This is a genomic window from Leisingera sp. SS27 (assembly GCF_028368855.1).
In the GTDB taxonomy this organism is placed as follows: domain Bacteria; phylum Pseudomonadota; class Alphaproteobacteria; order Rhodobacterales; family Rhodobacteraceae; genus Leisingera.
Genome location: NZ_JAQNCY010000001.1, coordinates 48,647 through 61,328, shown reverse-complemented (window position 1 = coordinate 61,328; position 12,682 = coordinate 48,647). Strand labels below are relative to the sequence as shown.

The 12,682-nt window shown below is 62.1% G+C and carries 9 protein-coding genes; 3 read left to right on the top strand and 6 right to left on the bottom strand.

The annotated features are described in order from the left end of the window. Positions 1-78: 78 nt before the first annotated feature. Entirely contained in the window at positions 79-345 is a 267-nt protein-coding gene (locus N6L27_RS00260) for a glutaredoxin family protein (protein ID WP_271905041.1), read from the bottom strand. A gap of 307 nt (positions 346-652) precedes the next feature. Between N6L27_RS00260 and serS the strand changes: the two genes are divergently transcribed. Next, on the top strand, positions 653-1,945 hold the full coding sequence (serS, locus tag N6L27_RS00255; RefSeq protein ID WP_271905040.1) for a serine--tRNA ligase: 1,293 nt from the start codon (positions 653-655) through the stop codon (positions 1,943-1,945). A 72-nt stretch (positions 1,946-2,017) separates the two neighbouring features. On the opposite strand, the gene N6L27_RS00250 is transcribed toward serS, so the two are convergent. The 5 genes from N6L27_RS00250 to N6L27_RS00230 form a co-directional block, all read right to left on the bottom strand. Beyond that, positions 2,018-2,485: a helix-hairpin-helix domain-containing protein gene (locus tag N6L27_RS00250; protein ID WP_271905039.1), complete on the bottom strand. Its 468-nt coding sequence runs from the start codon at positions 2,483-2,485 to the stop codon at positions 2,018-2,020. Positions 2,486-2,542: 57 nt separating this feature from the next. Beyond that, positions 2,543-3,496: a fatty acid desaturase gene (locus tag N6L27_RS00245; protein WP_271905038.1), complete on the bottom strand. Its 954-nt coding sequence runs from the start codon at positions 3,494-3,496 to the stop codon at positions 2,543-2,545. A gap of 318 nt (positions 3,497-3,814) precedes the next feature. After that, positions 3,815-5,278 (bottom strand): ribosome biogenesis GTPase Der, encoded by a 1,464-nt coding sequence (gene der / locus N6L27_RS00240; RefSeq protein ID WP_271905037.1) that lies wholly within the window; start codon positions 5,276-5,278, stop codon positions 3,815-3,817. 71 nt (positions 5,279-5,349) lie between these two features. After that, positions 5,350-6,672, bottom strand: a complete 1,323-nt coding sequence (locus tag N6L27_RS00235; RefSeq protein WP_271905035.1) for a PQQ-like beta-propeller repeat protein — start codon at positions 6,670-6,672, stop codon at positions 5,350-5,352. A gap of 53 nt (positions 6,673-6,725) precedes the next feature. After that, entirely contained in the window at positions 6,726-7,397 is a 672-nt protein-coding gene (locus tag N6L27_RS00230; RefSeq protein WP_271905033.1) for a hypothetical protein, read from the bottom strand. A gap of 289 nt (positions 7,398-7,686) precedes the next feature. Here N6L27_RS00230 and N6L27_RS00225 point away from each other — a divergent pair, with 289 nt between their 5' ends. Together N6L27_RS00225 and N6L27_RS00220 are read left to right on the top strand one after the other, a co-directional pair. Further along, a complete protein-coding gene (locus N6L27_RS00225) occupies positions 7,687-8,799 on the top strand; it encodes an efflux RND transporter periplasmic adaptor subunit (protein WP_271905032.1) in 1,113 nt (370 codons plus the stop codon). Continuing rightward, positions 8,796-12,632 carry an efflux RND transporter permease subunit gene (locus N6L27_RS00220; protein ID WP_271905031.1) on the top strand — a complete coding sequence of 1,279 codons (3,837 nt, stop codon included), beginning with the start codon at positions 8,796-8,798 and terminating at the stop codon, positions 12,630-12,632. The genes N6L27_RS00225 and N6L27_RS00220 overlap by 4 nt, the downstream gene beginning before the upstream one ends. The last annotated feature ends 50 nt before the right edge of the window (positions 12,633-12,682 follow it).

The following is a 12,682-nucleotide window of genomic DNA, read 5'->3' as shown; positions in this document are numbered from 1 at the left end:
GCTTCGTTATGGCTAATCAGCGAGGTTGCGGTTAAGAGATGCACCTGCGTCCGCGTGAAACCCGTCAGGCAGTGCAAATTAGCGCTTCCAGAACCGTTTCTTGGGCTTTTGCGCCTTGAGGTGTTTCTTAAGGTCGGAATAGCCGCCAATTCTGACGCCATCTATAAATACAAGTGGCGTTGTAGTGATATGGTGCTTGTCTTTGAACGCATCGGTTTCATGCCGTGTTCGAAGGATATGCTCTTCAACTTCGAACTTCTCGCGGTGCAGCAGATCACGCGCGCCTGTGCCGTAGCCACAGGTGTAGTTGGGCAAATCCATGCGGTAAAGTACGGCCTTGGGCATTCGGGCGCCTCCTCCAATTCAGGAGCGTTTCAGATATTGCCCCCCTTTTCGCAAGATAGAATTGATCACTTTGGCGTGGGCTTTCTGCAGGTCTTCAGCGTCACTTTCCCACGCCGGTAAACTTTTCTGCTCAAAAGCTGCCCGGGCAGCATTTCTTTAAGAAGGAACTTGCCCTTTCCGGGTTCGGCGGGAGCTGCAATTCGGGAACTGTGAGGCTCCACGAAGTTCACCCTCTTCCCCTTCCTGCCCCCTTACGTCATAGGATGGGCGAACTGATTCAATTCTTCCAACGCTAGGAGAGACTCTCATGCATGACATCCGCGCTATCCGCGAAAATCCTGCCGCTTTCGACGCCGCTGTGGCGCGGCGCGGGGATGCGGGCGTGTCATCCGAGATCCTGACGCTGGATGAGGCGCGCCGCGCCAAGATCCTGGCCGCCGAGACGGCTCAGGCCGAGCAGAACAAGGCCTCCAAGGAAGTAGGCGCCGCCAAGGGCCGCGGCGACGAGGCCGAATTTGAGCGTCTGCGTGCGCTGGTGGCCGAGAAGAAGGCCGAAGTGGCGGCGATGAACACCGAGGCCAAAGAGCTGGATCAGCAGCTTAACGACATGCTGATGACCATCCCGAACCTGGCGTTCGACGATGTGCCGGACGGGGCGGATGAGGACGACAACGTCGAAATCCGCACCTGGGGCGAGCCGAAAGTGCTGGATTTCGAGGCCAAAGAGCATTTCGAGATCGAAGGCGTGAAGCCGGGCATGGATTTCGAAGTTGCGGCCAAGCTCTCGGGCAGCCGTTTCGTGGTGCTGTCCAGCGCGGTCGCCCGTATCCACCGCGCGCTGGCGCAGTTCATGATCAACACCCATGTGGACGAGAACGGCCTGACGGAAACCTGGACCCCTGTGCTGGTGCGCGAAGAGATGATGTACGGCACCGGCCAGCTGCCCAAGTTCGGCGAGGACAGCTACAAGACCACCAATGGCTGGTGGCTGGTGCCAACGGCTGAGGTGACGCTGACCAACATCGTCAACGGCCTGACCGTCGAGGAAAGCTACCTGCCGCGCCGCTATGTGGCGCACACCCAGTGCTTCCGGTCCGAGGCCGGCAGCGCGGGCAAGGACACTGCAGGTATGCTGCGCCAGCACCAGTTCGAGAAGGTCGAGATGGTTTCCGTCACCCATCCGGACAAGAGCGTCGAGGAGCATGAGCGCATGACGCGCTGCGCCGAGGACATCCTGGAGCGCCTGGGCCTGCCCTACCGCACCATCGTTCTGTGCACCGGCGACATGGGCTTTGGCGCGCGTAAGACCCACGACATCGAGGTTTGGGTGCCCGGCCAGAAAACCTACCGTGAGATCTCCTCGGTCTCGGTCTGCGGCGATTTCCAGGCCCGCCGGATGAACGCGCGTTTCAAGCCTGCCGATGGCGGCAAACCGCAGTTTGTGCATACGCTGAACGGCTCCGGCCTGGCTGTCGGGCGCTGTCTGATTGCGGTGCTGGAGAACGGCCAGCAGGCGGATGGCTCTGTCAAGCTCCCTGAGGTGCTGGCACCGTACCTGGGCGGCAAGCTGACCCTGACAGCTGAGGGGAATCTGGTCTGATCCAAGGCCCCACCCCCAAACAGAAACCGGCGCCAGTGGCGCCGGTTTTCTTTTAAGTTCAGATGGTTGAAGCTATTTCTTCAGCTTCTTCTTTTTCTTCTCTGTGCCGTTACCTTCCAGAATCGCCTTCGCTTTGGCCTTTTCCTTCTCAATGGCTTTCTTTGCCTTGGCCTTCACTTTCTTGGCCTTCTTCTTGGCCTTGACCTTGGCCTCGGCAAAGTCCTCCATCAATTGAGCAGCCTGCCTTTTGGCTTTCTTTGCCTTGGCCTGCGCCTTGGCTGCCTTTTCCTCAGCCGCCTGAAGCGCTGCTTCCGCGGCAGCCAGGCGGCTGCTCAGGTCCGCACCGTCAGCTTCTGCGGACCCGTTGTGAGCCCGGGCGGCATCTTGCAGCAAGCCCGCCCGGCTGGCGCCAATCCCGGGAATGCTGCGCAACTGCTGCTCATCCATCCCGGCCAGCGCCTCGACGGATTGCACCCCGTTCTCCTGAAGAATGCGGGCCAGCGCCGGCCCCACCCCTTTCAATTCCAAAATTGCAGTCATGCCGCCACTTCCCCCATCCAATTCCGCTTCTTGCCTGATGATCATTGCAAAAAATGCTCAAGCCGGAAAGGGGACCAGGCATTTCTTCTCTTCATCCCAAAGCTTTAGCGTCAGCGCCCGGACTGCCTCCGGGAACTTGATGCGTCGCAGACCCAGCTCAGGCGGCAGGCTGTAATGGCACTGGCGCAGCCGGTAGGAGGGAATGCGGGCGTTGTAATGATGGATATCGTGCAGGGTGATATTGGCCACCGCCATGTCAAAGAACCAGCCAAAGTCCAGGCAGGACGATCCCTGCAGTGCCGCCACCTGCGGGTTCAAATCCGGGCGGCGGTCCCAGTAAGTGTCCTCGAAATTGTGCTGCAAGTAGACCAGAAACACGCCGATCATGCCGCCAAAGAAGGAAAACGACAGCCAGATCCAGATGCCGGTCATTCCTGCAACCCAATAGAGCAGGCCCAGCAGAGCAACAATCACCAGATTATGCAGGATGACACCGGCAGCACCGAATTGCGTTGTGTTCTTGGGCCAGCGGTAGCGGATGAAATAGGTGAAGGCCGAGCCCAGCGGCACCAGCACAAACGGGTTGCGGTACAGACGGTAGCCCAGCCGCTCCCAGAACCCCGCGGCCTGCCATTCCCGCACCGTCATGGTATGAATCTCGCCGGTCTCCCGGTGCTCCAGATTGCCAATGTTGGAATGATGCAGGTTGTGGTTCTGCTTCATCACCTCAAACGGCGCAAAGGTAAAGGGCGACAGCACATGGCCCGCAATCTCGTTCTGCAGGCGGGTCTCGAACAGGGAATGGTGGCCTGTGTCATGCTGCAGCACATAAAGGCGCACCGCGGCAAAAGCAAAGACAACGCCGGCGGGCAGCATCACATACCAGCGGTCGGCATAGGCGATGGCAAGGCAGAGCGACAGGAAATAGACGGCGAACGTTCCAAAGTAGCTGAGCGATGCCAGCCGGTTGTCCTTTTCCGTGAATTTGCGCGTATGTGCCCTCAGATCCATGAATTCTTCCATAAATGCGCGATGTGACAGACATGCAAAAAGGCGCAGTCTACCCAAGATAGACCTCAGATAATTCTGGCGCGGCCAAAGACAAGGAGGCTGAGGCAACGCACCTCAACTATAGGGGTATCACTGCGCCACTCTGGAGGGAATAGCCCGGCGCAGGCCGGTGCAGGACGGCGGATGCATGCCGAAGGCGGGACGGAATCGCCTGTTCGCAACGTGAAAACGCCGCCCCTTGCGGCGGCGCCGGGCCCAACGGGCCAAGGTATTCTGTGAATGCCGCTGGCCGGGCGGGAGCCTCTGCTCTTTGCAGCCTTATCCGCCGCGTTTTTTCAGGTGCTTTTCCAGCGCGCCGGCGTTTTTTGCCCGCTTGCCCTTGTAGGGGTTCTTGTCGCCCTGCCCGCGCATGTACAGGCGGATCGGCGTTCCGGGCATGTCGAAGTCCTCGCGCAAGCCGTTGACCAGATAGCGGGTATAGCTTTCCGGCAGCTTGTCGGGATGCGAGCACATCACCACGAACCCCGGCGGACGGCTCTTGGCCTGGGTCATGTAGCGCAGTTTGATCCGCTTGCCCTGCGGTGCTGGCGGCGGGTGCTGTTCCAGCATGCCAACCAGCCAGCGATTCAGCGCCGCAGTGGGGACCCGGCGGTTCCAGGTGCCATAGGCGCGCATGATCGCCTCATGGAGCCGGTCCAGTCCCTTGCCGGTCTTGGCGGACACTGTCACCAGCGGCGCGCCGCGCAACTGGGGCAGCAGGCGGCCGAAGGTTTCTTTCAGGTCCCGAAGCTTTTCCTGCTTGTGCTCCTCAGCGTCCCATTTGTTCACCGCGACCACAACCGCACGCCCTTCGCGTTCGGCCAGATCGGCGATCCGAAGGTCCTGCTGTTCAAAGGGGATGCTGGCGTCCAATAGCACCACCACGACCTCTGCAAATTTTACCGCGCGCAGGCCGTCGGAGACCGAAAGCTTTTCCAGCTTCTCCTGCACCTTGGCCTTCTTGCGCATGCCGGCGGTGTCGAACACCCGCATCGGCGTGTCTTTCCAGTTGATCTTGAGCGAGATCGCATCGCGGGTGATCCCGGCCTCGGGTCCGGTCAGCAGCCGGTCCTCACCCAGGATCTTGTTGATCAGCGTGGATTTGCCCGCATTCGGGCGGCCCACAACGGCGACCTGCAAGGGCTTGGCATCGGTCGGAACCGGAATGACCTCTTCCTCGTCCTCGCCAATCTCTTCATAGACCTCGACGTCGGTGACCGGCGCGTGCTCTTCTGCCGCGGCCTCGAATTTCTCAGCCAGCGGCAGCAGAATGCCGTAAAGGTCCGGCATCCCCTCGCCGTGCTCGCCCGACAGGCGCAGCGGCTCGCCCAGGCCCAGGCCGTAGGCTTCCAGCACGCCAGCCTCAGCGGCGTTGCCCTCGGCCTTGTTGGCGGCCAGGATCACATGCGCGGACTTGCGGCGCAGGATATCGGCAAAGATCTCGTCAGTCGGGGTTACGCCGGTTCGGGCGTCGATCATGAACAGGCAGATGTCGGCCATGTCCACCGCCCGTTCAGTCAGGCGGCGCATGCGGCCTTCCAGAGAGTTGTCGGTGGCGTCTTCCAGACCCGCAGTGTCAATCACCGTAAAGCGCAGATCACCCAGCCGCGCCGCGCCTTCGCGCAGGTCGCGCGTCACGCCCGGCTGGTCATCGACCAGAGCCAGCTTCTTGCCCACAAGGCGGTTGAACAGGGTGGACTTGCCCACATTGGGACGGCCCACGATGGCGAGGGTAAAGGACATCAGACCAGCTTTCTGCGATTCAGACGCGGCTCATAGCGCATCCGCGCGGCTTGTGCCACCCGGAAAGACCGTCACCGGTATGCCAGCAAATCGCCCTTGGTAGAAACAACATAGAGCGTGCGCCCCGCAACGACCGGTGCTGTGGTCGCGCCGCCGGGCACTTCCACCGTGCGGGCCAGGCTGCCGTCAACAGGGCTGAAGAAGCGCAGCAGCCCGTCATTGGATGCAACAACCACCTGGCCGCCCGCCACTACGGGACCGTGGTGCACATGAATCTGGCCGCGCTTCCGTGGCTTGTCCTTCAGGTAGCCCGGCAGGTCCACAGCCCAGATCACCTCACCGCTGCCTGCATCCAGCCGCAACAGCTGGTTCAGGTCGCTGACCTGGAACAGGCTGCCGCCAACAGGCCATGCAGCTCCGGCGGCACCTTCGCGCGCAGTCCACAGCCGGTCGCCGGATTCCAGGTCGATCGCCACGGTGCGGCCGGAGTTGTTGCCTGCATACAGACGGCCCCCGGACACCACCGGGGCGCCGGTCACATCACTGATCCGCGACAGGGTCTGGCCGGTGCGCTGGCCCGCAACAGATGCGCTCCAGCGGCGCAGGCCGCCGCGGCGGAAAGTGGCAATCAAGTCCCCGGAACCGAAGGCAAAGACCGCGAGATCGCTCGTTACGACCGGGGCCGGGGCGCCCAGAACATTGGCTGGCGAGGGCGTGGCATCAATCTGCCAGGCAATACGTCCATCCTTGGCGTTCACGGCCCATCCGGTGTCGTCGCCCGCAACCAAGTAGACCAGCCCGCCGCTGATCCGCGGCTGGCCGGAGCCGGTCGCGTCCAGTTCCTGCCGCCAGACCAAAGTGCCATCCGCCGCATTCAGCGCCGTCAGCACGCCGAAGCCGGAAGAGACATAAAGCACGCCATCTGCATAAGCCAATCCGCCGCCAGTGGCCTGGCCTTCATCATCCTCTGCCGGAACAAACTCGCTCTGCCACAGGACCTGGCCCTGCGGCGAAACCGCCGAAACCTGTGCGGCGCTGTCCAGCGTGTAAATGAGACCGCCGCCCACGGCAGGGGTTGCGGTGATGCGCTGGCGGCGGCTGTCGCCTGAGCCGATGGACGCGGACCAGATGCGCTGCGGCGCAGCAGCCAGCGCCGGATGCGCGGTCCGCCCGGCTTCGGCGCCGTGGCCCTGTTCCCAGCTTGCGTTCGCGGATTGCTGCGGCAGGGAAATAGCGCGGGACTGGTTGACGATTTCAACCGCAGCGTCAGGCCGGATGTCCTCACGCTCACCGCGAAGGATGACCTCTTTCTCTGCGCAGGCCACCAGAATGGCCGCAGCTGCGGTTGTGCAAAGAAGAACCCGTGCCCGGGAGAAAGTTTTAATTATTGTCATTGCCCTGCCCTGTCTGCCCTACTTGTTCCGCAAGTTCCCATCTGCGGAGCGCCTTACCCCTCAGGCGCGGCGTCCTCGTTGACCGAGCCGCCAAGCGCCACAATCACCTGAGACGCGCGGTCTTTCAAGTCTGCAGTGACCGTTGCATCCGCAACGATACCGCGCAACCGGCTGATGGCAGCCTCTTTGTTGCCCTCTTCGACGTCCAGCAGCGCCAATTGCTCCGAGGCGAGCAGCGCCAGTGGCGCCCCAGGCTGGGCCAGCGCTTCATATTGAACGCGTCGGTCCGCAACGCTCAGGCTGCCGGCCTGCAGCGCCAGTGCCTTGAAACTGGCGACGTGGCGGTAGATCAGCGGCAGCCCGCCATCAACTGCAACCTCGTTCAGCTGTGCCACTGCCTCAGCGGTCTTGCCCGCTTCCGCCAGCGCCCCTGCTTCCAGCATGTTCAGAATGGCCGCGCCGCCTGCGCTCTCAGCTGAAACAGAATTCAAAGCTTCGGCCTGTTCCGAGCTGCCGTCGATCTTAAGTGCAGCCGTTATGCCGTCCCCAAGTTTTTCCGCTGCGGCCCGGTCCTTGGACTTGTTGTATTCCCGAAGTGCGGCGCCGCCAACGATCAGCACCACCGCAGCACCGCCGATCCAGCCATAGCGTTTCAGCATCAGGAAAAGCCGGTCACGGCGGACCTCTTCGGTCACTTCGTCGATAAAGCTGTCGGTATCGCTCATGAAAAGCCCCTGATATGCGCGGCCCGGGCTGCCGCCCGCACCGGTATTGAATGCGTCGCGCCCCTCTTACCCCGGCTCAAAGGACAAGCCAAGTGGCCCGTTTGCACCAGAAACTTCGTGATTTGCCGCGGAAAGGCAAGAAATGTGAACTAAACCACTTAGTTTAGAATGGACATCTCCTATATCAGCCCTATCACATACGCGCGACTCCGCTGTGAACAGGTCTGCCCGCCCGACGGACAACAGCCGTTCGCACGTGGAAGAAGACAGAAAACAGGAAAGGCCCGACATGCGCATTGTACCGATACTGACCGCTGTGGCGGTATCCGCCAGCCTTTACCTGGTGGTTTTCGAGCGCGACGATCTGATGGCCTTTGCCCGCGGGGAAGACGCAACGGAGGCGACCGGGACCGAAACGCCAGTAGAAGGCGAACAACTGGCAGAGGCCGAAGAAACGCGCGTCGGAGTTGTCGCCATTCAAAGCAAGGCGCGCACCATCGGTAATGCGGTGATCCTGCGCGGCCAAACCCAGGCCATCCGGCAGGTGGAGGTGCGGGCCGAAACGACCTCAACTGTCATTTCTGAACCCCTGCGCAAGGGTGCACACGTCAAGAAGGGCGACCTTCTGTGCGAGCTGGATCCCGGCACCCGGCCTGCATCGCTGCTGCAGGCACAGGCACAGCTGAAAGAAGCCGAAATCAACCTGACCGCCGCCGCCAAGCTGTCGGAAGGCGGTTATGCGTCTGAGACCCGCCTGGCCTCAGCAGAAGCGGCTGAGCGTTCCGCGCAAGCCGCAGTGGCCGCTGCGGAAAGGGAAATCGGGCATTTGACCATCAGTGCGCCTTTTGATGGCCTTCTGGAAAGCGACACCGCCGAACTTGGCAGCTTGCTGCAGCCCGGCAGCCTCTGCGGCACGGTCATTCAGCTCGATACCATCAAGCTGGTCGGCTATGTTCCGGAGGCTGAGGTCAATAAGGTGGAACTGGGCGCCATTGCTGGCGCAGAACTGTCCACCGGCCAGCAGGTCCAGGGCGAGGTTACCTTCCTCAGCCGGTCTGCCGACCCGACCACCCGCACGTTTGAGGTGGAGATCACCGTTCCGAACACTGACCTCAGCATCCGGGACGGCCAGACCGCTGACATCGCAATTTCTTCGGCCGGTTCGCTGGCGCACAAGCTGCCGCAATCCGCACTGACGCTGAACAACGAGGGCCAGCTGGGCGTGCGCGTTGTCGGATCCGGCAGCACCGTGGTATTCTACCCCGTGCAGCTTCTGCGGGATGATGTGGATGGCGTCTGGCTGGGCGGCCTGCCAGAGAATGCAGATGTGATCGTGGTGGGACAGGACTTTGTAACCGAAGGCGTCGCCGTGGCGGCCACCTACCGGGAGACTGAACAGTGATTGGCATCGTCGATTGGGCCGCCGGCCGCGCCCGGATGGTCCTTGCGTTTATCGCAATCTCGCTGCTTGTCGGCGGCTTCGCCTATTCGATGCTGCCCAAGGAAGGCGAGCCGGACATTGAAATCCCGGCCCTGTTCATCTCGGTCCCCTTCCCCGGCATCTCTGCCGAGGACGCCGAATCGCTGATGGTCAAGGTGATGGAGACCGAGCTTGCCGACCTCGACGGGCTCGACAAAATGACCTCAACCGCCGCCGAGGGTTATGCCGGGGTGGCGCTGGAGTTCGAGTTCGGCTGGGACAAGACCGCCATCATGGCCGACGTGCGCGACGCCATGGACAAGGCCGAGGCCGAATTCCCGGAAGGCGCCGAGAAATACTCGATCACCGAGATCAACTTCTCCGAGTTCCCGATTGTCATCGTGAACCTGACCGGCGCCGTGCCGGAGCGGACAATGGCGCGTATCGCCAAGGACCTGCAGGACGACCTTGAAGCTCTGGATGCCGTGCTGGAGGCCGGGATCGCCGGCAACCGCGACGAGATGGTTGAGGTGCTGATAGATCCGTTGCGGCTGGAGGCCTATAACGTCACCGCACTGGAGCTGATCAATGTTGTGCAGAACAACAACCAGCTGATCGCGGCAGGTGAGGTCGAAACCAGCCAGGGCGCGTTTTCGGTCAAGATCCCCTCCTCTTTCGACGACGTGCAGGACATCTACCAGCTGCCGGTCAAGACCAACGGCGACCGTGTGGTCAAGCTGGGCGAGCTGGCACAGATCAACTTTACCTTCGAGGACCGCGAGGGCACCGCCCGCTTCAACGGCGAGGACACGGTTGCCCTGCAGGTGGTGAAGCGCAAGGGCTACAACCTGATCGACACCGTGAACCTGGTGAAAGAGACCCTGGAAGTATCCAAATCCAAATGGCCGCAGGAACTGCAGGCAGCGATTGAAGTCGGCACCTCCAACGACCAAAGCAGGGTTGTCGGCTCGATGGTCAGCCAGCTCGAAGGCTCCGTCCTGACGGCCATCGCGCTGGTGATGATCGTGGTGCTGTCCGCGCTTGGCAGCCGGGCTGCGCTCTTGGTGGGTTTTGCGATCCCGACGTCGTTCCTGTTGTGCTTCGCCTTCCTGGCGCTGATGGGTATCTCAATCTCCAACATCGTGATGTTCGGCCTGATCCTCGCTGTGGGGATGCTGGTCGACGGTGCCATCGTGGTGGTGGAATACGCCGACAAGCGGATCAAGGAAGGCACCGGCCCGATGCACGCCTATGTCGAGGCGGCGCAGCGGATGTTCTGGCCGATCGTGTCGTCCACAGCAACCACGCTCTGCGCCTTCCTGCCGATGCTGTTCTGGCCCGGTGTGCCGGGCGAGTTCATGGGCATGCTGCCCGTGACGCTGATCTTCGTTCTCTCCGCCTCGCTGGTGGTGGCCCTGATCTACCTGCCCGTCATGGGCGGCGTCACCGGCCGCATCAGCCGCACCTTTGAGGGCGCCTCGCGCGCGCTGCGGATGATTGCGCCTTGGTGGCTGCGTGCGGTGCTGGTGCCGGTCGCCATGTGGGGCATGTTCGCGGGCGCCATGCAGATGCTGAACCCCACCTACCTTCTGGGCGAAGGCGCCGCTCCGATGGCGGGTGTGCTGTTCGGCGGGCTGGTGTTCACGCTGGCATCCTTTGCGGCCTCGATCACGCTCAGTTCCGTCAAGATGGAGCGCGAAGAGCAGGAAGTTGCCCCCGGCTACCACCACACCCCGTTCGGCCATGTGATCAAGTTCATTGCGGGCAATCCTGTGATGCCCGTGGTAACCATCGCCGCTGTGGGCTTTGCCATCATGACCGTCTTCTCGACCTTCAGCGAGAACAACTACGGCGTTGAATTCTTTGTCGACTCGGAGCCGGAACAGGCCACGGCCTATGTCCGGGCCCGCGGCAACATCTCCCTGCACGAGAAAGACGAGATGGTCCGCGCCGCCGAAGAGGTGATTCTGAATCACCATGCGGTGATCAACGTCTTCTCCTTTGCCGGCGATGGCGGCCTCAACACCGACAGTTCCGGCGCGCAACTGCCGCCGGACACCATCGGCCAGGTCCAGTTCGAGATCATCCCCTGGGAGGAACGCCCCACCGAGAGCGAGCCGCTGGACGGATGGTTTGGCGGGCTGCTGAGCAAATACCTGGGCTTTGAAAAGAAGGTGATCGCCGAGGAATACGACGGCAACACCGTGATTGACGAGCTGAACGCGGTGCTTGGCAAGCTGCCCGGCTTCGAGGTCGAGGTCCGCGCCCTGGCGCAGGGTCCCGCCTCCGGCAAGCCGGTGCATCTGCGCCTGCGCGGTGACGGCTGGGAGGATCTGACCACAGCGGCGCTGAGCGCACGTGAGCAGTTCGAAAACACACCCGGCCTGATCCTGATTGAAGACAGCCTGCCCCTGCCCGGCATCGACTGGCAGATCAACGTGGACGTCGAAAAGGCCGGCCGCTACGGCGCCGATGTAGCAACCGTTGGGGCGATGGTGCAGCTGGTCACCCGCGGCATCCTGCTGGACACCATGCGGGTCGACAGCTCCGACGAGGAGATCGAGATCCGCGTCCGCCTGCCGGAACAGGACAGGGTGCTGTCAACGCTCGACAACCTTAAGGTCCGCACCTCGGACGGGCTGGTGCCACTGTCGAACTTCGTGACCCGCCAGCCGGTGCCGAAGCTCGCCCAGATCAACCGCATTGGCCAGGAGCGCTTCTATGACGTCAAGGCGGATGTGGAGCCGGGCCTGAATAAGGTTGTGATCGAGGATGCCGACAGCGGTGAAATGACCCGCCTGGCGGTCCTCAAGGAGCTTCCGGAAGGAAGCGCTGCGACGGGTGATACCCTGGTGGCGCCAAACGGAAAGACCATGCAATTGCTGCAACTGACAGGTGCCGAGAGCTTTGACGCGGTGCTGGCAGCAATAGACAGCGGCGCCAAGATCAGCCCCGTGAATCCGAACGAGCGGATCGCGGTGCTCACCGAATGGCTGGAAAGTGATCCGCTGCCGCGCAGCATCGGCTGGGAATGGACCGGAGACCAGGAGGAGCAGGAGGAATCCGGTGCCTTCCTGTCCAAGGCCTTTGCCGGCGCGCTGGCGCTGATGTTCGTTATCCTGCTGGCCCAGTTCAACAGCTTCTACAACTCGGTGCTGGTGCTGCTGGCGGTGGTGCTGTCCACCACCGGCGTGCTGATCGGCATGATGGTGATGCAGCAGCCGTTCTCGATCATCATGACCGGCACCGGCATCGTTGCACTGGCAGGCATTGTGGTGAACAACAACATCGTACTGATCGACACCTATCAGGAGTTCAGCCAGCAGATGCCGCGGATCGAAGCGATCATCCGCACCGCAGAGGCACGGATCCGTCCGGTTCTTCTGACCACTATCACCACGATGGCGGGCCTCACTCCGATGATGTTCGGCGTCAGTCTGGACTTCATCAACGGCGGCTACTCAATCGACAGCCCCACCGCGCTGTGGTGGAAACAGCTGGCGACCGCCGTGGTCTTTGGCCTGGGCATCGCTACCGTACTGACCCTGGTGGTGACGCCCTCGCTCTTGTCGATCCGGGTGTGGTTCTCCACCTACATGCGGGCCCTCGGCCGGATGCTGTCGCGGATCACCCGCGGCCGCTCCAGCCGCATCGCGCAGGACTCCAAGCTGTTCAAGAAGGCGCGTCAGCTGCCGACCACCGAAATCCAGTGGGTGGAAGACGCCATGCCTGAGACCGGCGAAAAGGCGAACGAAGCCGAAGAGGACGAACCGCAACCGCCAGCCCCCAGCGGCCGCTTGCGCGCAGCGGAATAGCCAGACAAACAAAAAAGCCCCGCTCCGGCGGGGCTTTTCCTTTCTGCATG

Coding starts and splice junctions, on each gene's coding strand:
- N6L27_RS00225 (WP_271905032.1), top strand. CDS start 7,687: ATGCGCATTGTACCGATACTGACCGCTGTGGCGGTATCCGCCAGCCTT.
- der (WP_271905037.1), bottom strand. CDS start 5,278: ATGTCCTTTACCCTCGCCATCGTGGGCCGTCCCAATGTGGGCAAGTCC.
- N6L27_RS00260 (WP_271905041.1), bottom strand. CDS start 345: ATGCCCAAGGCCGTACTTTACCGCATGGATTTGCCCAACTACACCTGT.
- N6L27_RS00250 (WP_271905039.1), bottom strand. CDS start 2,485: ATGACTGCAATTTTGGAATTGAAAGGGGTGGGGCCGGCGCTGGCCCGC.
- N6L27_RS00245 (WP_271905038.1), bottom strand. CDS start 3,496: ATGGATCTGAGGGCACATACGCGCAAATTCACGGAAAAGGACAACCGG.
- N6L27_RS00235 (WP_271905035.1), bottom strand. CDS start 6,672: ATGACAATAATTAAAACTTTCTCCCGGGCACGGGTTCTTCTTTGCACA.
- serS (WP_271905040.1), top strand. CDS start 653: ATGCATGACATCCGCGCTATCCGCGAAAATCCTGCCGCTTTCGACGCC.
- N6L27_RS00230 (WP_271905033.1), bottom strand. CDS start 7,397: ATGAGCGATACCGACAGCTTTATCGACGAAGTGACCGAAGAGGTCCGC.